Raw genomic sequence first — 23,991 nt, forward strand, 5'->3', positions numbered from 1 at the left:
GCAGCCGATGGTGGTCCTTCGAACCCTAGAGACGCGGCGCTCACCTCCTCGGCGGCGAGCACCCCGCATGCGGGGAGTGGGGACCTGGAGCATTGCTCCGTCCGGGGTCGCCGGGTGCGGTCTCCTGTGGACCGGAGAGCACTCGTTCTCGACGCCGCCCGGAAGCCCACCCTCGAACGCGACGGCTTCGTGTCCTTCCAGTCCGACCCGCACCACGGCGTCGCGCTCGAAGGAGCCGCTCCTCCTCACGCCGCGGGGGCGGCGGAGGAGGAGCGGCTCCCTCGATGCTCAGGGTCGGAAGACCGCCCGCACGCAGCCGTCGGTCTTCTCCTTGAACATGGCGTAGCCGGCGGGGCCGTCCTCGAGCGGCATCACGTGCGTGGCGAGGTGCTCGGTGACGATCTCGTCCCGCGCCATCCTCTCGAGGAGCATCGGGATGTACCGGTGCCCGTGCTGCTGAGCGGACCGGAGCGTGAGGCCCTTGTTCATCACCGCCCCCAGGGGGAACTTGTCGACGAAGCCGCCGAAGACGCCCAGCACGAAGACGCTGCCGCCCTTGCGCGCGGCGAAGATCGCCTCACGCACGGCGGTGGGCCTGTCCGTCTGCAGCCGCAGCTGCTGCTTCAGCTGGTCGTAGGCGAAGTCGGGTCCGTCGCGGTGCGCCTCCATGCCGACCGCCTCGATGCACACGTCGGGGCCGCGTCCGCCCGTCAGCTCGCGGAGCTCGGCCGTCACCTCGCTGGTCTCGTAGTTCATGGTCTCCGCGCCGATGACCTGCTCGACCTGGGTCAGCCGCTCCTGGAAGCGGTCGATCACGATGACGCGCTCGGCGCCGAGCAGCAGCGACGCGCGCGCCGCCATCTGCCCGACGCCGCCGGCGCCCCAGACCGCGACGGTGTCTCCGGGCCGGACGCCGCCGAGGTCCGCTCCCATCCATCCGGTCGGAGCGGCGTCGGAGGCGAAGAGCGCCCGCTGGTCGCTGATCCCCTCGGGAACGGCGAAGGCGCCCTGGTCGGCGTACGGCACGCGGATGTACTCGGCGTGGCTGCCGGCCCACCCGCCCAGCGCGTGGGAGTAGCCGTAGCAGCCGCCGGGCGCCTGACCCCAGAGCATCTCGGGGATCCCCGCGTTCGGGTTGCCGTTGTCGCACAGGGAGTAGAGCTCGTTGCGGCAGTACCAGCACCTCCCGCAGCTGATGAACGAGCAGACCACGACACGGTCGCCGACCCGGTGCTTCGTGACGGCCGATCCGACCTCGACGATCTCGCCGAGGAACTCGTGCCCGAGCACGTCGCCCGCTCGCATGGTCGGGACGTACCCGCCGAGGAGGTGGAGATCCGAGCCGCAGCTCGTGCTCAGGGTCACCTTGACGATGGCGTCCTGAGCATTGAGGATCCCGGGATCCTCGACGGTCTCGACCGAGAGCTCGTTCACTCCGGTCCAGCACAGAGCCTTCACAGCACACCCTCGCCCTTCGCCTCGTCCTCTGCCTTGTCGACCGCGCCACCGAGCAGGGTGCGCGGTCGTTCTCCGTGCGGTCTCGGGGTCGCCCGCAGGACTTCACCCGTCTCGAAGATCTGCTTGGCGTCGCGCAGAGCCTCCCGCAGCGCCTTGCCCGGGTCGTCGCCCACCCCGGCATCGGCACCCTCGCGGACCCGGGCGTGCACCTCGAAGCCCTTGTCCCCGGGGGCCGGATCGATTCGGATCTCGAGCGACTCCGCCAGACGCGCCAGCGGCTCGGGATACCCGCCGCTCTCGAAGTCCCGGGCCTCGCCCAGGACGGTGACCGCCTTCCACCCCTCCGGGTGGGCCCCGTCCCCGTCGGACTCCCGTTCCTTCTTCACGAGGGAACGGGCGACGAGGCCCACCGCGACCCCTGCGAGGCCGACTCCGACAGCCGCAGCCGCTCTTCCCGCCATGATCACGCCGCCTTTCCGGGCTTGAGGACGACCTTGGTCCAGCCGTCGTCGCGGTTGTCGAAGTGCTCGTAGGCGTCCGGTGCCTGCTCGAGCGGCAGCTCGTGACTGACGAGGAACGACGGCGTCGCCTTGCCTGCGGCGATCAGGTCGCGGAGCCGGCGCTTGTACTTCTTGACGGGCGCCTGCCCGGTTCCCATGGTCTGGCCCTTGAACCAGTGCAAGCCGATGTCGAAGGCGATCCGCCCCTCCTTCGCGAGCTCGTCGGGGCCGCCGGGATCCTGCGGCACGAAGACGCCGACGGTGCCGATCCGCCCGGTGAAGCGCACCGACTGGACCAGACGGTTCAGCGTGAGGTTCGGCTGCTCGTCGCCGCCGGGGTCGTGCGCCTGATAGCCGACGCACTCGCAGCCGTTGTCGGCGCCGAGCCCCATCGTGTGCTCGAGAGCACGGCCTGCACGGGGTCGACCTTCGAGTCGTCGATCGCGATCGCGCCGAGGGACTCCGCCAGTCGGAGACGATCCGGGTGCCGATCCCCGACCATGACCTTGCTCGCGCCCTTGATGGTGGCCGACAGCGCGGCCATCAGGCCGACGGGGCCGGCACCGTAGATCACGGTCTGGTCCCCCGGCTTCACCCCCGCCATCTCCGTCGCGTGGTAGCCGGTCGGGAAGATGTCGGCGAGCATCACGTAGTCGGCGGCCTTCTCCTCCGCGTCCTCTCCCAGCCGGAGGCAGTTGAAGTCGCCCCACGGCACCCGCAGCAGCTCGGCCTGGCCGCCGGCCCACGGTCCCATGTCGGCGAATCCGTAGGCCGCGCCGGCCCATTCCGGGACGGGCTGAGCGGTGAGGCAGTAGTTGGTCAGCCCGCGCTCGCAGTTCTTGCAGTGCCCGCACGCCACGTCGAACGGCAGGACGACGTGATCCCCCACCGCGACCTTGTCGACGCCGTCGCCGACCTCGATCACCTCGCCCATGTTCTCGTGACCGAACCACCGCCCGGTCTCGAAGCTGGTGCGCCCCTCGTACATGTGCAGGTCGGACCCGCAGATGTTCGTGGTCGTGATGCGCACCAGCACGTCGGTGGAGCGCTCGATGCGCGCATCCGGGACGTCTCTCACCGCGACTCTGCGCGGCCCCTCGTACACCACTGCTCTCATGCTCGTTTCCCTCCCGTGCGTGACGTTCCGTGGAAGCCGCCGCAGGTCGGTCGACCCGGCGACACCTCGATCTCACGCCCTGCGGAACGGAAGGCACCATCGGCAGGACTGCCGATGCGGTCTTCCGTCGAGGGGGTCCCCGTGAAGGGGCTCCTGGTGGTACCCCAGTAGCACCGGTCTTCGGACAATCCCTTCGCTTCCCCTGCCCCCGGTCCTGAGGTGGTCGAGTCCCGTGTCACGCACTGCTGCGCTCCAGCTCGCCGAGACGGCCGCGCGCCCCGGCCCGGTCCGCGAGCGGGCGCAGGCGATGCTGGACGAGCTGCACCAGCACATCCCCTTCGACGGCGCGTGGCTGGCACTGGCCGAGCCGAACGGCACGGGGTACCGCTCGGTCGCGAGCACCGACCTCGACGAGTCCTGCGTCCGCTACCTCAGCGGCCCGCAGATGGCGCTCGACATCGAGAGGACCGGCGCCGATCGCGAGCGGCCTCCCCTCAGCCTGTCGGACGTCCCCTACTCGCCGAGGGACCTGCAGACCTGGGCGGAGTGCCTGCTCCCCGCGGGATTCCACGAGACCCTGTCCGTCGCCCTGTTCGAGGACGGGGGCCGGCACGTGGGCTTCATGACGGTGCTGTTCCGGAGCGCGGAACCGCCGTCGCAGGCGGTCCGCCGACGCCTCGCTCGACTCGTGCCGACGCTCACCTCGGGCATCGACCCCGTCCGCTCGCTCGCCGCGTCGGCCTCGGTCGTCAACGGAGCCGGAGCAGGCGTGGTCCTCCTCCCCGACCACGGCGTCGCCTCCCTTCCGGGCCTCTCCGCGGACGAGCTGCTCGCCGCCGATTCGGCTCTGATCGACGCCGCGAGGGACGCCCTCGCCGAGGGGCGGAACTACGCCTCGTTCCTCTGGCCCCGCGGACGCCGGCAGTCGCCGGACGGCTACGTGCGGGTGACCGTGCTGGCCTGCGAGAGAGAACTCGCCGCAGTGACCCGCGGAGTCGTCGTGCTCTCCCCCGCGACGCGCCTGCAGGGCCTGACACCGTGGGAGCTCGAGGTGCTGGGCCACGTGATCGAGGGGTGCTCCAATCTCGAGATCGCCCGGGCGCTGAGAGTCGCTCCCCGCACGGTCGCCGCCCACCTCGAGCACATCCTGGTCAAGCTGGACGCCACGTCGCGCACGCTCGCGGCCGTCCGCGCCGAGCGCGCCGGCCTCTACGTCCCCCTCTCGCGAGCCCGGGCCGGGTGAGCCGGCCCGGACGAGCTCCGCGCGGGGCATCACGGCACTGCGCGACCGGACGACGAACCATCGATCAGAAAGGAACCGTCATGTCCCACTTGTCCGTCAAGGCCGGCGTCGCCGCACTCGTCGGCGCAGTCGTCGCGGCGATCGCCGCGCTCCTCGGTGTCCCCGATCTGTCGCCTCTGCTCGGCTGGGCGATCGCCGCGGCGGTGTTCCTCGTCTGGGCCTGGTCGACGGCGTGGCCGGCCGGCCCCGAGCGCACCCGCGACCTCGCCCGCCACGAGGACCGGTCCCGGAAGCTGGTCGACTCGCTCATCATCGCCGCCACCTTCCTCAGCCTCGTCCTCGTGGTCATCGCACTCCTCCGCAGCCAGCAGAAGGACCCCGTCGGATCCGCGGCCGCGATCCTCGCGGTCGTCGGGGTCGTCGCGGCCTGGGCGCTCATCAACACCGTCTACGCCTTCAAGTACGCGCGCATGTACTACCTCGACGACCGCCACCGCTTCGACTTCGACCAGGACGAGGACCCGTCCTACAGCGACTTCGCCTACACAGCCTTCTCGATCGGGATGGCCTACAGCGCGAGCAACATCACCCAGTCCTCCACCCCGTCACGTCGCATCGCCCTGGCCCACGCCCTGCTGTCCTACTTCTTCGGCACCTTCGTCGTCGCCGTCGCCATCAACCTGATCACCGGCCTCACCCAGGGAGGGTGAGGAGCGCGGCACGCCGTCCGCCGCAGGGTCGCGTCCGCGAACCTCGTCGGAAGCGGGTACCGGATCCTCAGAAGACGGCGATCGGGTTCACCGGAACACCGGTGAGTCCGAGCAGGCGGGGCGGAGCCACGCTGAGCAGGAACGACGAGCGTGACAGCTCCGCGCAGAGTGCACTGACCTGTTCGACGTTCGCGCTGTCGATGAGCGGCATGCCCAGTCGCGCGAGCGCGACCATGTGCATCGGCATCGGGATCTCCGGGTCGAGAGGCGGGAAGCTGTCGCCGACGTCTCCGGCGTAGAGCGCCACACCTCGGTCGTGCATCCAGGTCACTGCATCGACGGTCATGCCGGGCCCCTGCTCCTCCGAGTTCCAGGAGAAGCCCCATCCGCTGCGCACGACCAGCGCATCACCGGGCTGCAGAGCGACGCCTGCGCGGTCCTCGGCCGCGTCGAGGTCGGCGGCGATGATCGCGTGCGCTGCGGGCAGCCGTCCCTGCGGCGCGAGGTCGAGGAGGACGCCGCGCGTGACGATGCCCGCGGCGAAGGACGTGGTGGATCCGTGCTGCACACCGCCGGCGGTGACCGCTTCGCCGACAGGCCGGCCCGGGTACACGACTCCGTCCTCGACAGGCAGGTGGGCGAACGCGTCCAGGTGGGTCATCGCCGGGTGGTGCGGCGTCACGACGAGCACCTCGGACATGCCCATCGGCGGCGTACCGGTGTAGAGCAGCGCCTGCTGCACGGGCGGCGACGGCGGGGACGGCGGGGCGAACGGCCCGCCGAGCATGGATGCGGGAGCGACCGGCAGGGCGAGCGAGGCCCAACGGCCGGTCCGCACCTCCTCCGCTGCACGCCGGCGAGCGGCGTCGTCGATGAGGTTGAGAGTGCCGAGGTCGTCGTCGGCGCCCCATCGGCCTCGGTTGTCGGGGATCGGCGTGCGGGTCATGGGGTGTCCTGTCGAATCGACGTGGCCCGAGGAGTGGTGCACACTCCAAGGAAGGATCTGCGGTAGCAGGTTCCTGCAGGTCACCCTAAACCAGGTTCCTGCTTCTGCTTCATGGGAGAGGACATCGGGATGGGCGATGACGAGGGACTCGACGCCGTCCTCGGCTGGAACGCGGTCAAGGTCGCGCGGATCATCGGCGCACGGATCACTGCCGGGCTCGCGGAGCACGACATGAGCCTGGTGCAGTTCGGCGTCCTCTCCTGCCTCACCGGTGGAGTGCAGCTGACGTCCGCCGAGATCGCCCGCGCGGTCTTCGTCCGCCCGCAGACGATGTCCGAGGTCCTCGACGGCATGGAGCGGCGAGAGCTGATCGAGCGCGTCGGGATCCGAGGCAAGGGCCGACGCAACCCCGTGCGCATCACTGAAGAAGGGGGGCGAATGCTCACCGCGGCCCGCGCGGTCGCGATGGCGACCAATGACCTGAGCGACGTCGGCCTCAGCGCGGCGGCCGCCGGACAGCTGAACGAGCTCCTGCTCTCTGTCATCCGAAACGCCGAAGAACCGACGGGAGCCGGTTTCGGGGAGTGAGGACCGGCTGTGGACCGTTCCCGTTCGGGACGCCTGGAGCGGCGGAACGCCACCTGGCTGACCGACCTCCACACGGGACGGCCTCCGACTCGAGGACGCGGCTTGTCCGTCCTGATCAGCGCGGCGCCGAGTGTCGTCATGGCGCCGCGCTCCTCAGCGATCGACAGGGTTGAGACGAGCGGCGTCGTCAGCAGTGCGTCCCTGTGCTCGCGCGTCCGCGGCACTCGCGAGCGTGTCCGCGACCACCGCAGGATCCGGCAGAGGCCACCCGAAGCGGGTTCCGCTCGCGCGGGCAGCGGCGATGCCGGCGTTCACTCGTGCCTACTGTCGAGCCGGTTTCCCTGTGGGACCGGCCCGCCAGTACGTCTTCGGCACGACTGGCCAGTGCACAGCTAGGCATTCACCGAGAGGTGACTTCTTCAGACACCACGATTCCCGGCTTGTTTCGACTGCATACGAGGAGTCGCGTGAGGGGGAACCCAGTGGGTTCCCCCTCACGCGGTGTGACACGGAATGCTGACTCTCGCAGGGAGACTGCGGTATCGCAGTCACGTGAAAGCGCGCTTCTTGCACTGAGCCGTGTCGCCTACCCGTCAGCTGTTCCGGTCGCGGATGTACTGATCACTCGTGGATGTGCTCGTGGTGCGGACGTACGGTGTGGTTCCGTCACACTGGAACCCCGAGGCCGCAGTCGCCACGACCCGGATCGAACCCTGCTGGCTGGTCGGAGCGCCGGAGACCTGGGCTGATGCACCGAAGACGAAACTCTCCCCAGGCTGGATGTCCCGAGTCGACACTGCGGTGTATTCGGCCAGGACGTTCCCTGCGGAGGTGGTGGACACGAGGGTGAACCCGTTCGGCAGGCTGATCTGCGGCGTCAGCCAGGCTGCGCCGTTTCGGCCGATGGTGACCACCTCCGTGAGCTGACCGGCCGGAATGATGGTCGACCCCGTGTTGCGGAGGGTGAAGTACCAATCGACCCGCGACCCGACAGCGTACTGGCGCTCGAGATGGTCGCCAGATGTCACCGTTCGGATGGGCGTGGTGAAACCGGTTCGCTCGGACAGTACCGATCCTGGCGTTTCGGGGACGCACGGCACTTGCGACGCTACAGCCGCCGGGGCCGCCACAGTGAGCGCGATTGTCGGCACCGTCCAGGCAGCACCCGTCAGGACCGTTCGGCGCCTTACAACACCGTCCTGCACTTGTTGGTTTTTTTCGATCTTTCCGGACACCATAAAACTTCTTCCCTTCATCGAATAGAGCTTTCTCTCGTACATCGAGAGTGAAGCCGCCATGATCCGAGGCTGCATCGTGTTCAGAATGTGCGGAAGTTCACACCCGAGCAAGCAGATCGTCATCGGTGGCGCAATCCGCGCGTTCATTGGCTTATTTCGTGGTTCGCGGAAACGATGGCGCCCTGCGCTCGACTCGCTGGGGTGAGGCGGCCCTTCTCATCGCTACGGCTCAGCTGGGCCGGTGCAGATGACAGCCACGGTCGCGCTGCGATATGTCGACATCGCCCGCCGCGTCACCTCCGCTCTCCCTCCCGCGCCGATCAGGCCGAAGAAGTGGAGCATCTGGCTCGATTCGTTGCGGCTATAGCCGCCGGAAGACCTGGGAGATGGTCGATTCTCACAATCAGCTGTGTGCGTGTGACGCAGGAAGCGTCCACATCGTCCAAAGGACGCCGGCGTGACACCGGGTTCCCATGTCCACAGATCACGTCAGTATCCAGACGATTCCGGCCGTCACGGCCGCAAGATTCGACCTTTCGGGCCAGAACTGCTGTTCTGACCCGCGCCGAACCCGCCAGCCAGGCCTGGAAGCGAAGGGGAACTCGACAGGTCTGTTCGAGCGAGAGTGGTAAGGAGCATGAACGTGGATCACACCGACCGACTGCTGGCGACGAGCGAGGTGGCGCCGCAACCCGTCAGCTCCGGGTTCGCCACTTACTCCTGGAACTCCCCACATCAACTTGAACCCGGAACCGTATCAGTCATGAAGAGCTTCGGGATGTTTTTAGAGAAGCAGGACGACGCGACGCAGTTCCGTGTGCGAATCGCGACCTTCGATGCGATCGCGGCGATGCACGCGGTATCTTCGTCAATGACGATGAGGTGGGTACGAGGAACTGAAGAGATGCGAGCTCGATATGTGATCGTCTTCGTCAATCGAGGTTCTGTCGAGGTCACCTCAGAAGACGATTCACATCTGGCGAGCTCGAAGGAGGGAAGTTTTTGCATCATATTCCCGGGACGAGGGGATGTGACAATTCAGGTGGAAGAAGAGTCCGAGCTGCTCGCATTCGGCTTCGACGAGCAGGAGATCGTCCCACTGAAGCTGTTTCCTGCATCTATTCGCCATCTTCCTGCCGATTCCGCAGTCTTCCGTTGCGCCTACATCTATCTTGTAGGCCTCGTTCAATCTTCTGGTCACGTCTCATCGTCGAGCGCGAGCGTACTCAAGCTGCTCACTCGGGAGGTCGCGCGAGCCATCGCATTCGAAGCTTCCTCCGATTCCCGTGAGGAGAACTTCGTAGAGCAGTCCCAGCAAGTGATACGTCGACGTTTCCGTGACCCCGACTTCAATGCGGATGTTCTGGCAGCGGAGCTCGGTATCTCGCGCCGTTCCCTTGACCGGGCTTATATGCATCAGCCGCGGAGCATCTCCGAGGAGATCCGTCACTTCCGTACGCATTTCGCCTTCACATTACTGGTGGAGCAGGAGCACCTTGCAGCGAGATTTGTTGCAGCCGATAGCGGCTTCAAGTCCGCTGAGGTCTTGCGGCGATCCTTGATCCGCCAATACGGACGATCTGCGGCTGAAATCAGACTACGCCGCGAGGCGGAGACTGGGGACTCTTCTGTGAAGACGGCCGGCCCGATAGCTGACTGAAGCCCGACCACGAAGTACTAGTCGATCGTTCAAGCGCCAGAGCCATCGGCTGACCTGGCGGGACCCCTACGGGACGACCCGGACCGAGGTTCACGCTTCCCGAAGCATCGACCGAACGGCCTCGAGCGTGAACCCCGTCGCGACGGCGAGATCGTGCTCGTCGGCACCGACGACAGCAGCAGATCGCGCCGCACGGACGACTCTCTCCCACCCACCGGATTCCGAGGGCTGACGGCGAAGAAGGGCGCTCTCCTGCGATGCGCGCACGAGAGCCGCCTCCGCTTCGCGTGAGAGAAGTCTCGGCGGCTCAGCGATATCGATTCGCCACGCGCGAGCGGCCGGCTCGGTGGCGTCATTCACGTCCCGAAGCTACCCGACGTCGACGTCGAGCACCCGTCGCCCCTTCAGTGCCCGACCCTGCTGCGGGACTCCCCCTGCTCTTGCGGGCAGGTCAGCGGAGAGGTCGAGGCCCTCTGAGCTGACCCCACCCGAACGAGCTCTCCGCGATGAAGTCCTGGAGATCGCTCCGGACGGCGAGTGCGAACTCCGCGAGATCGACGCCTTGCTGCAATCCGCGGGCCCAACCCTCTTCACCGAGGATCTCCCAGTGGACCCGCACATCGCCATCATCCAGACGCTCACCGCCGTTGAGGGGACGCTCTGTGCCGTCGATGAACAGGCGCGTGAAGAAGAGGCGCAGCGAGGCGAATTCGTGCTCGCTGAGCATCTCCTCGAAGACCGGGCTCAGCGCCTCACGAAGCTCAGCGTCGGTGATCACCGGTTCCCTCCACGTCCGGCCTCAGCCTGCCAGTGTGACGACCGGATCGCGACGGTCGCGGAACGATCTCTTCGGCCGAGGAGGCGGCCAGCGCTCCCTCCCTGCCGAGACGAGATCCCGACGTTCCATCGGCGCGGAGCGATCGGCTAGGACTGCAGTGCCTCGAGGTGCTCGAGGAGGCTCGGGTGCGTCGGCTCCCATCCGACCGCTTGTCGGGTGCGTGCGCTGGAGGACGGCTGGTCCATCGCGAGGATCGGCCCGAAGGGGCCGAAGGTGTCGTCCGGCACGGACTCGACGGGCAGCCCCAGGCGGCGCCCGACCACGGTGGCGATGTCGAGCACGCGGTCGCCCTCGTCGGCCACGGCGTGCCAGGCGGTGCCGCCCGGCGCGGACTCGAGCGCGATCCGGAAGAGCGAGGCGGCGTCCCGGGCGTGGACGGCCGGCCAGCGCTGCTCGCCGTCACCCGGGTAGCCGGCGACCCCGGTCCTTCGGGCGGCGTCGGTGAGCAGAGTTCCGGGAAGCGACCGAGCTCCTCGCCACGAGCGGGCGGCCCTCGAGCGGTCGTCGTGTGTGGTCTACTGGTCCCGATCCGGGGGGATGAGCGATGAACAGCACGGTGGAACGGTCGGCGTGGGCGCGGTTCTGGGACCACGGGCGGTGGTGGAAGGCCCTGATCCTCGCGGTCGGCTACCTCGCGATCTACGAGCCGGCCTCACTGCTGATGGCTCCGTTCGTGCCGTTCATCGGGGACGCTGATTCCGCGAGCTACGTCGTCGTCCTCATCGTCGTCCCGGTCCTCATCGGCAGCCTCCTCCTGGTCGGCTTCGGCGCGAGCCTCGGCTGGCTGCGGAGCACGTTCGAGCGGCAGTCCCCTCGCGGCGGCGGCTGGATGTGGATCGCGATCGCGGTCGTCCTGCTCTTCAACGTGATGCGCTTCGCGAGCATCGACTACTCCGCGGCCGGGTTCGACTGGGTGGCCGCCTGGCTGCTCGCCGGACTCGTCATCGGCTTCTCCGAGGAGCTCCTCACCCGCGGCTACGTCGTGCGGATCATGCGCTCGTCGGGTCGCTCCGAGATCGCCGTCGGACTGGTCTCCGCCGCCCTGTTCGCCCTGCTGCACGCCACCAACCTCTTCGTCGGCCAGCCGCTCCTGCCGACGCTGCTGCAGATCCTCTACACGTTCTTCTTCGGCTTCTGCATGTACCTCGCGATGCGCGTGACCCGCACGATCATCGCGCCGATCCTGCTGCACGCCAGCACCGACCCCAGCATCTTCATGCAGGGCACCTACCCGGCCGGCGGCGCCCTCTCCGCCTTCGCCCAGCTCGGCAACATCGTCGTGATCCTGGTCGGAGTCGTCCTCCTCGTCGTCTTCCTCCTCACCGAGCGCCGAGCCGGCCACCGCGCCCGCACGGCGCAGCACGGAGCCGCGCGGATCTCCTGAGCGATCGTGCGGGATCAGCTGCCGCGGGGTCCGCGGCGGAGGAGGACGAGCAGGGTCTGGGACATGACCGTCGCGTCGTGCTGGTCGAGCAGCTCGATGCCGATGCGGACGAGGCCTCTGTCGGGTCGTGAGGTGGAGGGGCGCGCGGAGAGGACGAGGAAGCGCCCGTGCAGCTGGTCGCCCGGGCGCACCGGGAGGTGCCAGCGCAGGTCGTCCACTCCCGGCGAGGCGATGCTGGCGCGCTCGTTGAGGAAGGTGTCGACCAGGAGCCGCATCGTCATCGCCGTGGTGTGCCAGCCGCTGGCGATCAGGCCGCCGAAGTCGCCCGTGCGGGCGGCCTCGGGGTCGGTGTGCATGCTGTGCGGGTCGAACGCCGTGGCGAAGGCGATGATCTCGGCCTCGGTCACCTCGATCGGCCCGGAGGTGCCTCCGAGTCCGGGACGGTAGTCGTCGAAGTACCGCTCGGCCAGGGGAACGGTGAAGGGCTCCATCGTCCGACCGTACCGCCCGGCATGAGACGCCCTGTCGACGACCGGGGCGCCTGACCACCCGGTGGTCGCGAGCACCGCCGAGGACATCGTGGACGTCACGCAGGAGTTTTTCGAGGCCGGCGCCTGCGACGGCTTCTCCCTCAGCATCGACAGCCTGCACGACGGCGTCGACGCCTCCGTCGACGAGGTGGTCGTGGGCGGGGCCGCCGGCGCCGACCCGCTCAGCCGAGCAGGTCGAGGCCGCCCTCGGTCACGACGGCCCGCACCTCGGTCAGGTAGCGCCGGGCCTGCTCGGTGAGGGGGATGGCGGAGTGCCCGATCCAGCCGATCTCGATGCGCTCGTCGACGTCGAGCGGGACGGCGACGATGGCGGGGTCGAGGTCGTCGCTGATGATCCCGGTCGAGATGGTGTACCCGTCGAGGCCGATCATGAGGTTGAAGATCGTCGCCCGATCGGACACGCGGATCTCCCGGTCGCTCGACAGCGTGGACAGGATCTCCTCGGCGAAGTAGAAGGAGTTGTCCGCCCCCTGGTCGAAGGTGAGCCGCGGCAGATCGGCGAGATCGGCGAGGGTGACCCGCTCGCGCGAGGCCAGCGGGTTCCTCCGCGAGACGAAGATGTGCGGCAGGGCGAGGAAGAGGGGATGGAAGGCGAGCCCCGCGTCCCGGAGGATCTTGTCGATGACGTCCCGGTTGAAGTCGTTCCGGTACAGGATCCCCAGCTCACTGCGGAGAGTGCGGACGTCCTCGATGATGTCGCGGGTGCGGGTCTCGCGCAGCGAGAACTCGTACTTCTCCCCCTCCGTGCCCCGGACCATCCGCACGAAGGCGTCGACGGCGAACGAGTAGTGCTGCGTGGACACCCCGAGCAGGCGGCGCGACGGCGGCCGCCCCAGGTAGCGCTGCTCGAGGAGCGCCACCTGCTCGATGACCTGCCGGGCGTAGCCGAGGAACTCGGTGCCCTCGGTGGTGAGGGTGACCCCGCGCGCGACGCGGACGAGGAGGGCGCGGCCCACGCGGGTCTCGAGGTCCTTCATCGCCGCGGACATGGTCGGCTGGGCGACGTAGAGCAGATCGGCGGCGGCGGAGATCGACCCCTCGGAGGCGACCTCGACGAAGTAGTGCAGCTGCTGGAGCGAGATCCCGCTCGTTCGACGTGCCATAGGACGGGACTATACCTCGGCATAGTCGCGCCGGATTCTTCGATGCCTTCCGGTGACGGGCACTCTGGTCCCGCACGCTTCCACCAGGGCCGGTGCGGCCTGCTGATCATCGGATTGGGCGCTCATGGCGAACGACGTCACCTTCAGGATCACGACGACCTGCTTCGACGAGCACTACTCGCCGTCGTCGAGCTCCCGGGCCACGACGAACTTCGCCAACCTCGCCCGGGGCGAGCACCGCCGGCAGAACCTCCGCAACGCCCTGACGATGATCGACCGCCGGTTCAACGACCTCGCGCACTGGGACAACCCCGGCCGGGACCGCTACGCCGTCGAGCTCGAGATCGTCTCGGTCGAGGTGCGGTTCCCCGCCGAGGAGGCGGTCCGCGACTTCCCTCTCCTCGAGGTCCTCGACGTCCGGATCGCCGACCGGCTGACCGGCGTGCGCCACCAAGGGATCGTCGGCAACAACTTCTCGTCCTACGTCCGCGACTTCGACTTCAGCGTGCGGCTGCCGGCCGCGAACAAGGGGGCGGCGGAGTTCACCGTTCCCGACGACTTCGGCGATCTGCACGGCGCCCTGTTCCAGAGCTTCCTCGACTCCGACGCCTACCGGGAGCGCTTCTCCGCGCCGCCCGTCATCTGCATCAGCGTGTCGACGAGCAGGACCTACCACCGGACCTCGAACCACCACCCGATCCTCGGCGTCGAGTACCGGCAGGACGAGCGGTCCCTGACCGACGAGTACTTCGGCCGGATGGGGCTGCAGGTCCGGTACTTCCTGGCGCCCGGCTCCGTCGCGCCGCTCGCGTACTACTTCCGCGGCGACCTGCTCAACGACCACTCGAACCTCCAGCTGGCCGGCACGATCAGCACGATGGAGACGTTCCAGAAGATCTACCGCCCGGAGATCTACAACACGAACTCCGCGGCGGCGGACGTCTTCCGGCCGAGCCTGCAGCAGCAGGACTACTCGCGGACGCAGATCGACTACGACCGCGCCGAACGCGATCGGCTCGCCGTCGAGCAGGGCGCCTACACGGCGGAGCACTTCATCGAGCCGCACCGGGAGCTGCTCGACGCCTGGGTGTCGCAGCACCGGACCCCCGCCCGCTGATCAGAGAAGGACCGCCACCCGTGAACACTCTCCTGCCCACCTCCATCGCCGGCAGCCTGCCCAAGCCCTCCTGGCTCGCGGAGCCGGAGACCCTGTGGTCCCCCTGGAAGCTCGAGGGCGACGAGCTGGTCGAGGGCAAGCAGGACGCGCTGCGCATCGCCGCCCACGAGCAGCACCGGCGCGGCATCGACATCATCAGCGACGGCGAGCAGACCCGGCAGCACTTCGTCACGACCTTCATCGAGCACCTCGCCGGAGTGGACCACGTGAACCGCGAGACGGTGCGGATCCGGGACCGCTACGACGCGAGCGTGCCGACCGTCGTCGGCGCCGTGAGCCGCGAGCGGCCCGTGTTCGTCGACGACGCGAGGTTCCTCCGCCGGCACACGTCGCAGCCGATCAAGTGGGCCCTCCCCGGTCCGATGACCATGATCGACACCCTCGCCGACCGCCACTACGGGAGCCGGGAGGAGCTGGCGTGGGAGTTCGCGGCGATCCTCAACCAGGAGGCGCGGGAGCTCGAGGCCGCGGGCGTCGACATCGTCCAGTTCGACGAGCCGGCCTTCAACGTCTTCCACGACGACGTCCGGGACTGGGGGGTCGCCGTCCTGGAGCGGGCGGCGGAGGGGCTGCGCGCCCAGACGGCCGTGCACATCTGCTACGGCTACGGCATCAAGGCCAACACCGACTGGAAGCAGACCCTCGGGCCGGAGTGGCGCCAGTACGAGACGTCGTTCCCGCTGCTGCAGCGCTCCACGATCGACATCGTGTCGCTGGAGTGCCACCACTCCCGCGTCCCGATGGAGCTCATCGAGCTCCTCCGCGGCAAGAAGGTCATGCTCGGCGCGATCGACGTGGCGAGCGAGACCGTCGAGACCCCGGAGGAGGTCGCCGACACCCTCCGCAAGGCCCTCCGCTTCGTCGACGCGACGGACCTCCTGCCGAGCTCGAATTGCGGCCTGGCTCCCCTGCCCCGCGGGGTCGCGCTCGGGAAGCTGAGCGCGCTGACCGCCGGTGCGGCGATCGTCCGCGCGGAGCTCGCCGGCTCGGCGGCCTGACCGCTCGAGGTCTCAGAGCAGCGCGCCGCCGATGAGGCGCGCGTTCATCAGACCGCGAGCGCGAGCACTGTCGTCGAGAGCGACCCAGCTCGAGTGAGCGTCGCTTCCGACGAGCTCGAGGACGGCGCGGAGGCGACGACGATCGTTCTGACTCATCCCTTCGTAGTCGAGCTCCGAGGCGTCGGAGACGCAGGCGAGGAGGACCGCTGCGTCGTCGAGGTGCCGGCCGCGGTCGCGGTTGTCGGCCATGTGCGCAGCGCCCTTGGCGACGAGTGCACCGAGCTCGTCCGGGACGCCGAGTTCGACGCGGGCCCCGCTGGTGAAGGTCAGCGTGCAGATGTCACGACGGTCAATCGCCGGTGGCCCGGCTGGTGCGTGAACCGCGACCATGAGCCCTCCGACGAGTGTGAGGCTCTCAGCGATACCGGTGCCGGCGACCTCGACGACGGTCTGCCAGGCGGGGAGGAGGTCGTCGTCCGCCATGTCGACCGTCAGTTCCGCGCCTGCCATTCCCGCCTCAACTCCGCCAGTGCCTGCAACCCGCCGCTGCGCTCACGGGTGTCCGTGCCGACTGCGAGATCCGCGGCGATGACCGCCACGGGCATCACATCACTGTCGTAGTCGAAGGGGAGAGTGTTGGCGTAGATCGTGTCGCCCCCGGAAGGCGACGCGACCATGAAGCTCTTCCGGGCGTAGTCCTCGACGCTCCCCTGTCGCGTGTACCCGGACACGTGCCGTGCATCATCCATGAGGCCGACCTTCAGAACGCCGCCGACGGCGCGGCCGGTCGCGATCAGGCCGGCGGCCGCCTTGGCCGGGTTGGCCGCCGTGAAGGAGTAGGCGCGCGTCCGATCGGCGACCGCGCGCGCGATCTCGTCGGGAGCCGTCTCTCGAATGCGCGCTCCCACGCGGGAGCGAGTGCTGGGCTGGAGCCACGTCGCCCTGAGACCGCTCAACTCCCACAGCAGCCCCCAGGCGGTCGCCGGATCCATCTTCCGGCCCTTGCCGCGGCGGGCACGGGCCTCGTAGCGAACGACTGAGTCACTGTGGGCCAGCCACACGCCCGTCGAGAGTCGACGGCCACCGATGGCCCCGGAAGCCACGAGGTCCGTGGCGTGGCGCCGCGAGATCTCGAGGCGCGCGGCGAGCTCGGATGTCGTCAATTCAGCCATTGCAGATAACCTCCCATTGCGGAACTATTCTGGCATGCAGCGGCGACGGCAAGCCGGCGCCGCACGCGACGACGATCAGCGCGATCCCGTCGCCCACCGTCGCTCACCTGCCCGCGCACCGTCGTGGACACCCGGTCGAGCGGGACGAAGCGGATCACCGCGCGTGCGCCGTCGCCAGCTCCCCCCAGTGGGTCGTGGCGCGCAGCGACAGCGCGCCGCGCTTCATCGTCCAGACCGGCCCCTTGCGGATCCCGGCGAGTCCGAGGCCGACGGCGGAGCGGCCGTGGCGCTTCGTGACGGCGTCGATCGTCGCGCCGAGGCCCTTGCTGTCGAACGCGGTGTCGAACACCTCGAGGAGGGCGTGCGAGTCGCGCGGCGACAGGTTCGTCAGGATCACGCCGGCCCGCACGTAGCGCGCGCCCTCGCGCAGCCGGGGTCGCAGCGTGCCGATCGCGGCCTTGACGATCGCCACCGGGTCGTCGGTCGGCACGGGGAAGCCGGCCAGTCCGCCCGCGGACTCGTACGGCGCGTCCGCGAACGGCGACGTCGACGCGAAGACGCTCATCGTCTTCGTCACCGACCCCTGCGCGCGGAGGCGGTGGGCCGCGCGCTGCGCGTAGACGGAGAGCACCTGCTCCATGTCCGCGATCGTCGACACCGGAGTGGCGAACGAGCGCGAGAAGATCAGCTGGTCGCGCACCGTCCGCGCCGCCTCGAGCGGGATGCAGTCGACCCCGCGCAGCTCGTAGACGGAGCGCTGCAGCACCACGGAGAACTTCTTCCGGATGAGAGCGGGGTCCGCGTCGCGGAGGTCGCGGATCGTGTGGATGGACAGCTCCGCGAGGCGCTTCCCGGTGCGGCCGGCCACTCCCCACAGCTCGGTGACGTGCTGCGACGCCATCAGCGCGTCGAGCTGCTCGGGCGTGTACCAGTCGGTGTCGCAGACCCCGCCCAGGCGCGGGTGCTTCTTCGCGCCGCCCTTGTTGACGAACTTCGCGAGGGTCTTGCTCGGACCGAACCCCACGCACACCGGCAGGCCGACGTTCTTCGCGACGGCCGCCCGCATCGCCCGGCCGATCCTCGCCCGCTCCGCCACATCTCCGTCGACGCCGAGGAAGCTCTCGTCGATGGAGTACACCTCCTGCCACGCCGAGTAGCGGCCCAGCAGCTCCATCACCCGCGCGGACAGCTCGCCGTACAGCTCGTAGTTGCTGGAGCGGGCGATCACCTCCGGGAGGCGCCCCGAGCGGATGAGCGGCTCGACCTTGAACCACGGCGTCCCGTTCTCGATGCCGAGCTTCTTCACCTCGTCCGAGCGGGCGACCACGCAGCCGTCGTTGTTGGAGAGGACGACGACGGGCCGGCCCTGCAGCTTCGGGTCGAACAGCCGCTCGCAGGAGACGTAGAAGCTGTTCACGTCGACCAGGCCGATCCGCCGCTCAGAGCGCACGGTGCAGCCGGTGCAGGCAGACGGTGACGACGCCCCAGATCTGCAGGTCGCTCAGCTCGGCGACGAGGATCGGTGGGTAGTCCGGATTCTCCGCGCGCAGCACCACTCCCCCGGGGCTCAGCTCGAGCCGCTTCACGGTCAGCTCACCGTCGAGGATCGCGATGACGACGCTCCCGTGCGTCGGGGTCAGCGAGCGATCGACCACCAGCTCGTCGCCGTCGCTGATGCCGGCGCCGGTCATGCTCTCGCCCGAGACGCGGACGATGAACGTCGAGGTCTTGTCCCGGATGAGGTGGTCGTTGAGGTCGAGCGAGCCGTCGAAGTAGTCCTGCGCGGGCGACGGGAAGCCCGCCGCCACCGCGTCGGCGGGGACGAGGAGGGAGACGGCCACGGCGTCCCGGGCCGGGGTCGCGATGCGGTCCACCACGGTCACGCTCATTCTCGGCCCTCCTCACGGGATCGAACATGTGTTCGAATACGTCCGAGTGTAGGTCGACCCCACCGACATCGGCACCGGAGGGCCCTCGCTCGCGGCCGCCCCCGATGCGCGAGGATCGGACCCGTGGATGCGGAGCGGGTTCTCGGAGACGGTCGTGCCGACGGGGTGTGGTGCCGGCTCGGAGAGCCGCTGACGGTGGCGCAGATCGCGCGCGGCGGGCCCGCCTGGCTCTGCCTGGACGCGCAGCACGGCGCCTTCGACGACGCCGCGGTGCTCGCGACCATGCGCGCGCTGGCGACGGTGAGCGAGCGGCCGCCCGTCGCCGTCCGGGTCGCCGGGCTCTCGGACCCGCTGATCGGGCGGGCGCTCGACGCCGGAGCCGACATCGTCGTCGTCCCGCTGATCGAGTCGGTCGAGGACGCGGCCGCGGCGGTCCGAGCCGCGCACTACCCGCCGCTCGGCCGGCGCAGCTGGGGGCCGATGACCGACCTCTGGGGCGCCGCGCCCCCGTCTGCCGCCGAGGCGCGGCCGGCCCTCTGGCTGATGATCGAGACGCAGTCCGGCCTCGACGCGGTCGAGGAGATCCTCGCGGTGCCGGGGGTCGCCGGTGTCTTCGTCGGCCCGTTCGACCTCGCGATCGGACTCGGCCGGGAGCTGCCCGACCTGCTCGCCGCGGACGGACCCGAGGACCCGCTGCCGAGGATCGCCGCGGCCGCCCGGAACGCGGGCATTGTCGCCGGTGCCTACGCGGGCGACCAGGAGCGCGCCCGGCAGCTGCGCGCGCTCGGCTTCCCGCGGGTCGCCATCGCGACCGACCAGTCGCTGATCGCGCTCGGCACGGCGGCGGCGCTCGGCGCGGTGGCGGACGGCTCCGGATACTGAGGCTCCGAAGAATGCGACGATGACGACGACTCTCGAGCGGCTGATTCAGCGAACCGCCGACGCCGCGGACGACGGCCTCTCCCCGGGCGTGCTGGCCGACGCGCGCCGCACGCTGACGGCGGCGCTGGAAGCGCACGTCCGGGGCGACCGCGAGGCCGAGGCCGCGCTGCTCGCCCCTCTCGCCCGCCGCATCTCGGACTCCTGGCCGCACACGTCAGCGCTCGGCCGGGACGTGCTCGGCTACGCGCAGGCCCTGCGGCGCTGAGGCGCGGGCGCGAGCGGACGCTGAGCCGAGTCCGACGTCAGCAGCCGGGTCCCCGCGATCGTCGTACCGCTCACTTGCGGAACTCCGCCGTCAGGATGCTGCGGGCGATGGTCGATCGTTCCTCCGGGAGGCCGCGTCGATCGACGGCTCTCCGAAGGCGGTGTGGGACTCGTCGACGTCGAGCGTGCGCGGGTCTCCTTCCGCCGGGGTGCTGCAGCGGTACCGCATGACGGCCGGTCCGGTGCGGGCCGACTGCTCGGCGGCGACATCCGTGAGGGAGCGACCGCCCGATTCTCAACTCCGACACGATGAACTCAAGCGGCGTCCGAGCGGGCGGTGCGGCTGCTCGGCTGCCGTCTGCGTTCTCCGTCCACACGACCCGTTCCTCCGTGAAACGGGGATCGGAACGCAGCTGCCGCTCGACGTCGCCGAACACCACGGCTCGAGTGCGCGGCCTCGTCTTGAAATCCGCCGTCCTTGTGTCCCGATAGCCGCCCCGTCATCGGGCATCTCATCGGGCGGGTCTAACGGGACGTGTAAGTTTCAGCGTTCTGTGGCGGCGTTCTGATGCCGCTCCGTGTCGCGCCTAGTTGAGGAGCTCGGCCTGAATCCGAGCGGCGACCGCCTCGCGGAGGGGGCGGACGCTCTCGGCGCTCCAGTCGGTTGGGTCGGGGAACTTCCACTCCAGGAACCGGCCGGTCGGAGTCGCAGGGAGGGTAAGCCCGGGCTTCATGGCGACGACGATGTCCGCGTTCTCGAGGTCCTCCACCGTGACGGAGCGGGGGGTGCGGTCGCTGATATCGAGGCCGAGCTCAGCGACGGTCGCAGCGATCGCGGGGTTTACCGTTTCGGCCGGGGAGAGGCCGGCGGAGGTGGCGGTGTAGCGGTCGCTGGCGAGGACTTGGAGCAGGCCTGCGCCGAGTTGGGAGCGGCCGGCGTTGTGCTGGCAGAGGAAGAGGACGGTGGGCTTCTCGGTCATGCGGGGGTCACTGCTCCGGTGTTCGTGCGGGTCCAGGTCTGGGTGGCGATCTGCACGGCGTCCCAGGGGGAGCCGAGCGGGGGTGTGTAGGAGAGGTCGAGGTCGGAGACCTGCTCGACGGTGAGTCCCGCGAACAGGGCGGTCGCGTAGGTGTCGATGCGCTTGGCGGTCTCGGTGCCGAGGCGTCCGACGAGCTGCGCGCCGAGCAGGCGCCCGTCGCGGGTGTCACCGGTGATGCGGATCGTGATGGGCTGCGCGCCCGGGTAGTAGCGCTTGTGGTCGTCCGCGACCGCGGTCGTCGACGCCGGCGCGAAGCCGGCGGCGAGGGCCTCGTGCTCGCGCAGGCCGGTGCGGGAGGCGACGAGGTCGAACACCTTGACGACCTGGGTGCCGACGGAGCCGGCGAAGCGGGCATCGCCGCCGAGAGCGTTCTCGCCGGCCACCCGTCCCTGCTTGTGGGCCGTGGTGCCCAGCGGCAGGTAGGTGCTGCCGAGCAGACGGTGGTGCGTGGTCACTCCGTCGCCTGCCGCGAACACGTGCGGCAGGCCCGTGCGCATCGCCTCGTCGACGACGACCCCGCGGCCGGCGCCGAGAGACGCTCCGGCGCGGGCGAGCAGGTCGGTGTTCGGCTTCACGCCGACGACGAGAAGGACGACGTCGGCGGTGCGGATGAGGGGTGTGCCGTCGTGGTCGGCGTGCACGGCGAGCCCGGCGGCGGTCTTCTCGATCGAGGCGACGGTGGTCCGGGTGAGGACCTCGACGCCGCGCTCGGTCAGTTCGGTGTGCACGAGGGCGCCGAGTTCGGGGTCGAGGGTGGAGAGCACTTCCGGGCCGCGTTGGAGCTGGGTGACGTGGAGGCCGCGGACGGTGAGGGCTTCGGCCATCTCGAGGCCCACGTAGCCGGCGCCGACGATGATCGCCGTCTGCGGGTCGCGGCTATCGAGGAACCGCTCGAGGGCGAAGGTGTCGCCCATCGAGTGCAGCACGTGCACTCCGTCCTCCGGCCCCAGGTCATCCACGCCGGCGATGCCGGCGGAAGACGCGAGGGCGCCGGTCCCGACGATCAGCTCGTCGTACCCGATCCGATCGAGCGAGCCGTCCGGGGTGCGGACGGTGAGCCGCTGCCCGGCGACGTCGATGTCGGTCGCGAAGGTGTCCAGGCGCAGGCTCATGCCGGTGGCTTCGAGGTCGGCGTGGGTGCGGTGCGCGAGCGACTGCCACGGCTGGACCTCGCGGGAGAAGTAGTACGGGATCCCGCAGATGGAGAAGTTCGGGTACGAGTCGGCGACGACGACGGTCACGTCGACGGACGGGTCGAGCTCGCGGGCGCGCAGCGCGGCGGAGATCCCCGCGTCGCTGCCGCCGATGGCGACGAGATGCATCAGATGGGCCTTCCGGATCAGACGTGTGAAGAGGTGGAGGTGGTGGCCGGGACCACGAGGTGCCCGGCGGTCCGGGCGGCGCCCGGGAAGAGGAACACGGCGATGCCGACGCCGATCGCGGCGCCGACGAGCTGCGCAGCGATGAACGGCAGGACGGAGGTGGGGGCGATGCCGGCGAAGGTGTCGGTGAAGACGCGGCCGAGGGTCACGGCGGGGTTCGCGAACGAGGTCGAGGACGTGAACCAGTACGCCGCACCGATGTACGCGCCGACCGCGGCCGCGGCGAGCGGGCCGCGGTTCGTGCGGGCGAGGGAGAGGATCACGAGGACCAGGCCCGCGGTGGCGACGACCTCCCCGAGCAGGTGCCCGGCGGTGACCCGCTCGGTCGTCGCGATCGAGGTCGGGACCTCGAACATCGCGTTCGCGAGGACCGCGCCACCGATACCGCCGAGCAGCTGCGCGCCGACGAACACCGCCAGCTCCCGCCCCGACACGCCGGTCCGGTCGCGGCGGCCGAGGAGCGCGTCGATGGCGGAGACGAGCGGGTTGAAGTGCGCCCCCGACACCGGCCCGAGTGTCAGGATCAGCACCGCGAGGCCCAGCGCGGTCGCGAGGGAGTTCTCCAGCAGTTGCACGCCGACATCGTTCGGGGAGAGCGACTGGGCGGCGATGCCGGAGCCGACGACGATCGCCACGAGCAGGCCCGTGCCGAGGAACTCGGCCACGGCCCGACGAGCGAGCGGAGGAAGGGAAGTGGTGTCCATGTCGTCGGCCATCTTGACCGCTCACGTTCACTCAGTCAAGATTGAGTCAATGAACACCGAGCGAACCGAATTGGAAGCGCGGGCCGCCCGGCACGCGGCCCTCAGTGATCCCGCGCGCCTGCGGATCGTGGACCTGCTCACCCTCGGTGACCTGGCGCCGCGGGAGCTGCAGGACCGACTGGGGATGCCCTCGAACCTCGTCGCGCACCACCTCGCCGTCCTCGAGCGGGAGGGCATGATCCTCCGTCGCCGCTCCGAAGCGGACCGGCGCCGCAGCTACGTGCACCTGATCCCCGGCGCGTTCGATCAGCTCGGCCCCTCGACCACCGCCGCGGCGCGGCGGGTGCTGTTCGTGTGTACCGCGAACTCCGCCCGCTCCCAGCTCGCCGCGCAGCTCTGGGCGCAGCGCAGCTCGATCCCCGTGGCGTCCGCCGGCACGCACCCCGCCGCGGCGATGGCGGCTGGCGCCATCACGACTGCCGAGCGGCACGGCCTGACGCTGACAGGGAATGCTCCGCAGCAGTTCGCTGACGTCGCCGCCGACACCGACCTCGTGATCACTGTCTGCGACGCCGCGCACGAGGAGCTCGGTTCGGAGGCGCTGCACTGGTCGATCCCCGACCCGGTGCCCGCCGGCACGGACGCCGCGTTCGATGCCGCCTACGACGAGCTCGCCGCGCGCGTCGACGCTCTCGCGGCGAGAGTCACGGCCGCCTGATCAGACGCGGGTGAGTATCCCCGCGAGAGAGTCGAGCGCGCCGGGGATGAGGGAGAAGTACGCCCACGTGCCGCGCTTCTCGCGGGCCAGGATCCCGGCGTCCACGAGGATCTTCAAGTGGTGCGACACCGTGGGCTGACTCAGACCAACCGGCTCCGTGAAGTCGCACACGCACACCTCACCCGAACTGCTCGACGCCACGATCGACACCAGGCGAAGCCTTGCCGGATCCGCCATCGCCTTCAACGCTCTCGCCAGCAGCTCCGCGCCCTCGGCGCTCAGCGGCTCGCGCGCGAGTGGCGCGCAGCACGCGACCGCCGCCGCGGTGAGAGTCAGCTCGGTCGTCGCCATGCCTCCACCCTCCCACACATTGACAGTCATCGATATACCGGGGCAGACTCGATCCATCGATGATCGTCGATGTTGAGG

At 69.6% G+C, this 23,991-nt stretch carries 29 protein-coding genes and 1 pseudogene; 10 read left to right on the forward strand and 20 right to left on the reverse strand.

What is annotated here, in order from left to right; genetic code table 11:
- Positions 1-288: 288 nt before the first annotated feature.
- From EDF17_RS11000 to EDF17_RS20290, 4 genes are read right to left on the reverse strand one after another with little or no spacing between them, the layout of a single operon-like run.
- A complete protein-coding gene (locus tag EDF17_RS11000) occupies positions 289-1,458 on the reverse strand; it encodes a zinc-dependent alcohol dehydrogenase (protein ID WP_123446401.1) in 1,170 nt (389 codons plus the stop codon).
- Positions 1,455-1,868, reverse strand: a complete 414-nt coding sequence (locus EDF17_RS11005) for a hypothetical protein (protein WP_133672014.1) — start codon at positions 1,866-1,868, stop codon at positions 1,455-1,457. The genes EDF17_RS11000 and EDF17_RS11005 overlap by 4 nt, the downstream gene beginning before the upstream one ends.
- 53 nt (positions 1,869-1,921) lie before the next feature.
- Positions 1,922-2,350 carry a hypothetical protein gene (locus EDF17_RS20285; RefSeq protein WP_243732895.1) on the reverse strand — a complete coding sequence of 143 codons (429 nt, stop codon included), beginning with the start codon at positions 2,348-2,350 and terminating at the stop codon, positions 1,922-1,924.
- Positions 2,263-3,036: an alcohol dehydrogenase catalytic domain-containing protein gene (locus tag EDF17_RS20290; RefSeq protein ID WP_243732867.1), complete on the reverse strand. Its 774-nt coding sequence runs from the start codon at positions 3,034-3,036 to the stop codon at positions 2,263-2,265. The genes EDF17_RS20285 and EDF17_RS20290 overlap by 88 nt, the downstream gene beginning before the upstream one ends.
- Before the next feature lie 271 nt (positions 3,037-3,307).
- On the opposite strand from EDF17_RS20290, the gene EDF17_RS11015 reads away from it, so the two are divergent.
- On the forward strand, positions 3,308-4,318 hold the full coding sequence (locus tag EDF17_RS11015) for a LuxR C-terminal-related transcriptional regulator (protein WP_123446399.1): 1,011 nt from the start codon (positions 3,308-3,310) through the stop codon (positions 4,316-4,318).
- Positions 4,319-4,398: 80 nt separating this feature from the next.
- On the forward strand, positions 4,399-5,028 hold the full coding sequence (locus EDF17_RS11020; RefSeq protein WP_123446398.1) for a DUF1345 domain-containing protein: 630 nt from the start codon (positions 4,399-4,401) through the stop codon (positions 5,026-5,028).
- Between the two features lie 67 nt (positions 5,029-5,095).
- Here the strand turns inward: EDF17_RS11020 and EDF17_RS11025 are convergent, their stop codons facing one another.
- Positions 5,096-6,202 (reverse strand): cyclase family protein, encoded by a 1,107-nt coding sequence (locus tag EDF17_RS11025; protein WP_243732868.1) that lies wholly within the window; start codon positions 6,200-6,202, stop codon positions 5,096-5,098.
- A 12-nt stretch (positions 6,203-6,214) separates the two neighbouring features.
- Here EDF17_RS11025 and EDF17_RS11030 point away from each other — a divergent pair, with 12 nt between their 5' ends.
- The gene (locus EDF17_RS11030) at positions 6,215-6,562 is read left to right on the forward strand and encodes a MarR family transcriptional regulator (RefSeq protein WP_166649653.1); all 348 of its coding nucleotides are present in this window, start codon (positions 6,215-6,217) and stop codon (positions 6,560-6,562) included.
- 153 nt (positions 6,563-6,715) lie between these two features.
- Here the strand turns inward: EDF17_RS11030 and EDF17_RS20295 are convergent.
- Positions 6,716-6,880 (reverse strand): annotated as a pseudogene (locus EDF17_RS20295) (recombinase family protein); the annotation flags it as partial.
- Positions 6,881-7,155: 275 nt separating this feature from the next.
- Positions 7,156-7,860 carry a hypothetical protein gene (locus EDF17_RS11040; RefSeq protein WP_133672017.1) on the reverse strand — a complete coding sequence of 235 codons (705 nt, stop codon included), beginning with the start codon at positions 7,858-7,860 and terminating at the stop codon, positions 7,156-7,158.
- A gap of 583 nt (positions 7,861-8,443) precedes the next feature.
- Between EDF17_RS11040 and EDF17_RS11045 the strand changes: the two genes are divergently transcribed.
- A complete protein-coding gene (locus tag EDF17_RS11045) occupies positions 8,444-9,460 on the forward strand; it encodes a helix-turn-helix domain-containing protein (protein WP_133672019.1) in 1,017 nt (338 codons plus the stop codon).
- A gap of 90 nt (positions 9,461-9,550) precedes the next feature.
- Here the strand turns inward: EDF17_RS11045 and EDF17_RS11050 are convergent, their stop codons facing one another.
- The 3 genes from EDF17_RS11050 to EDF17_RS11060 all read right to left on the reverse strand — a co-directional run bounded on the left by EDF17_RS11050 (position 9,551) and on the right by EDF17_RS11060 (position 10,600).
- Positions 9,551-9,820: a hypothetical protein gene (locus tag EDF17_RS11050; protein ID WP_133672021.1), complete on the reverse strand. Its 270-nt coding sequence runs from the start codon at positions 9,818-9,820 to the stop codon at positions 9,551-9,553.
- Between the two features lie 91 nt (positions 9,821-9,911).
- Entirely contained in the window at positions 9,912-10,238 is a 327-nt protein-coding gene (locus EDF17_RS11055; protein ID WP_123446393.1) for a hypothetical protein, read from the reverse strand.
- A gap of 146 nt (positions 10,239-10,384) precedes the next feature.
- A complete protein-coding gene (locus EDF17_RS11060; RefSeq protein WP_243732869.1) occupies positions 10,385-10,600 on the reverse strand; it encodes a hypothetical protein in 216 nt (71 codons plus the stop codon).
- 242 nt (positions 10,601-10,842) lie between these two features.
- On the opposite strand from EDF17_RS11060, the gene EDF17_RS11065 reads away from it, so the two are divergent.
- Positions 10,843-11,682: a CPBP family intramembrane glutamic endopeptidase gene (locus tag EDF17_RS11065; protein WP_123446392.1), complete on the forward strand. Its 840-nt coding sequence runs from the start codon at positions 10,843-10,845 to the stop codon at positions 11,680-11,682.
- A 14-nt stretch (positions 11,683-11,696) separates the two neighbouring features.
- Here EDF17_RS11065 and EDF17_RS11070 read toward each other — a convergent pair whose 3' ends face one another.
- Complete coding sequence (locus tag EDF17_RS11070) at positions 11,697-12,173, reverse strand: MaoC family dehydratase (protein ID WP_123446391.1); 477 nt, start codon at positions 12,171-12,173, stop codon at positions 11,697-11,699.
- Between the two features lie 221 nt (positions 12,174-12,394).
- Positions 12,395-13,336 (reverse strand): LysR family transcriptional regulator, encoded by a 942-nt coding sequence (locus EDF17_RS11080; RefSeq protein ID WP_123446389.1) that lies wholly within the window; start codon positions 13,334-13,336, stop codon positions 12,395-12,397.
- Positions 13,337-13,460: 124 nt separating this feature from the next.
- Here EDF17_RS11080 and EDF17_RS11085 point away from each other — a divergent pair, with 124 nt between their 5' ends.
- Both EDF17_RS11085 and EDF17_RS11090 read left to right on the forward strand, forming a co-directional pair.
- Positions 13,461-14,453 (forward strand): putative oxygenase MesX, encoded by a 993-nt coding sequence (locus EDF17_RS11085; RefSeq protein ID WP_123446388.1) that lies wholly within the window; start codon positions 13,461-13,463, stop codon positions 14,451-14,453.
- A gap of 20 nt (positions 14,454-14,473) precedes the next feature.
- On the forward strand, positions 14,474-15,511 hold the full coding sequence (locus tag EDF17_RS11090; RefSeq protein WP_123446387.1) for a methionine synthase: 1,038 nt from the start codon (positions 14,474-14,476) through the stop codon (positions 15,509-15,511).
- 12 nt (positions 15,512-15,523) lie between these two features.
- Here the strand turns inward: EDF17_RS11090 and EDF17_RS11095 are convergent, their stop codons facing one another.
- The 4 genes from EDF17_RS11095 to umuD all read right to left on the reverse strand — a co-directional run bounded on the left by EDF17_RS11095 (position 15,524) and on the right by umuD (position 18,572).
- Complete coding sequence (locus EDF17_RS11095; RefSeq protein WP_123446386.1) at positions 15,524-16,021, reverse strand: hypothetical protein; 498 nt, start codon at positions 16,019-16,021, stop codon at positions 15,524-15,526.
- Positions 16,003-16,683 (reverse strand): hypothetical protein, encoded by a 681-nt coding sequence (locus tag EDF17_RS11100; RefSeq protein WP_123446385.1) that lies wholly within the window; start codon positions 16,681-16,683, stop codon positions 16,003-16,005. The genes EDF17_RS11095 and EDF17_RS11100 overlap by 19 nt, the downstream gene beginning before the upstream one ends.
- 154 nt (positions 16,684-16,837) lie before the next feature.
- On the reverse strand, positions 16,838-18,133 hold the full coding sequence (locus EDF17_RS11105) for a Y-family DNA polymerase (protein ID WP_123446384.1): 1,296 nt from the start codon (positions 18,131-18,133) through the stop codon (positions 16,838-16,840).
- A complete protein-coding gene (gene umuD / locus EDF17_RS11110) occupies positions 18,123-18,572 on the reverse strand; it encodes a translesion error-prone DNA polymerase V autoproteolytic subunit (protein ID WP_123446383.1) in 450 nt (149 codons plus the stop codon). The genes EDF17_RS11105 and umuD overlap by 11 nt, the downstream gene beginning before the upstream one ends.
- Positions 18,573-18,695: 123 nt before the next feature.
- Between umuD and EDF17_RS11115 the strand changes: the two genes are divergently transcribed.
- Positions 18,696-19,454, forward strand: a complete 759-nt coding sequence (locus tag EDF17_RS11115; protein ID WP_166649654.1) for an aldolase/citrate lyase family protein — start codon at positions 18,696-18,698, stop codon at positions 19,452-19,454.
- A gap of 19 nt (positions 19,455-19,473) precedes the next feature.
- Entirely contained in the window at positions 19,474-19,719 is a 246-nt protein-coding gene (locus tag EDF17_RS11120) for a hypothetical protein (RefSeq protein WP_123446382.1), read from the forward strand.
- Positions 19,720-20,305: 586 nt separating this feature from the next.
- Here EDF17_RS11120 and EDF17_RS11125 read toward each other — a convergent pair.
- From EDF17_RS11125 to EDF17_RS11135, 3 genes are read right to left on the reverse strand one after another with little or no spacing between them, the layout of a single operon-like run.
- Complete coding sequence (locus tag EDF17_RS11125; RefSeq protein ID WP_104328213.1) at positions 20,306-20,698, reverse strand: low molecular weight phosphatase family protein; 393 nt, start codon at positions 20,696-20,698, stop codon at positions 20,306-20,308.
- On the reverse strand, positions 20,695-22,080 hold the full coding sequence (locus EDF17_RS11130) for an FAD-dependent oxidoreductase (protein WP_104328214.1): 1,386 nt from the start codon (positions 22,078-22,080) through the stop codon (positions 20,695-20,697). The genes EDF17_RS11125 and EDF17_RS11130 overlap by 4 nt, the downstream gene beginning before the upstream one ends.
- A gap of 17 nt (positions 22,081-22,097) precedes the next feature.
- Positions 22,098-22,844: an MIP/aquaporin family protein gene (locus EDF17_RS11135; RefSeq protein ID WP_185019972.1), complete on the reverse strand. Its 747-nt coding sequence runs from the start codon at positions 22,842-22,844 to the stop codon at positions 22,098-22,100.
- Between the two features lie 49 nt (positions 22,845-22,893).
- Between EDF17_RS11135 and EDF17_RS11140 the strand changes: the two genes are divergently transcribed.
- Positions 22,894-23,562: a helix-turn-helix domain-containing protein gene (locus tag EDF17_RS11140; protein ID WP_123446380.1), complete on the forward strand. Its 669-nt coding sequence runs from the start codon at positions 22,894-22,896 to the stop codon at positions 23,560-23,562.
- On the opposite strand, the gene EDF17_RS11145 is transcribed toward EDF17_RS11140, so the two are convergent.
- Positions 23,563-23,913 (reverse strand): metalloregulator ArsR/SmtB family transcription factor, encoded by a 351-nt coding sequence (locus EDF17_RS11145; RefSeq protein ID WP_123446379.1) that lies wholly within the window; start codon positions 23,911-23,913, stop codon positions 23,563-23,565.
- Positions 23,914-23,991: the final 78 nt, after the last annotated feature.

This window comes from Rathayibacter sp. PhB1 (assembly GCF_004362935.1).
GTDB classification, from domain to species: domain Bacteria; phylum Actinomycetota; class Actinomycetes; order Actinomycetales; family Microbacteriaceae; genus Rathayibacter; species Rathayibacter festucae.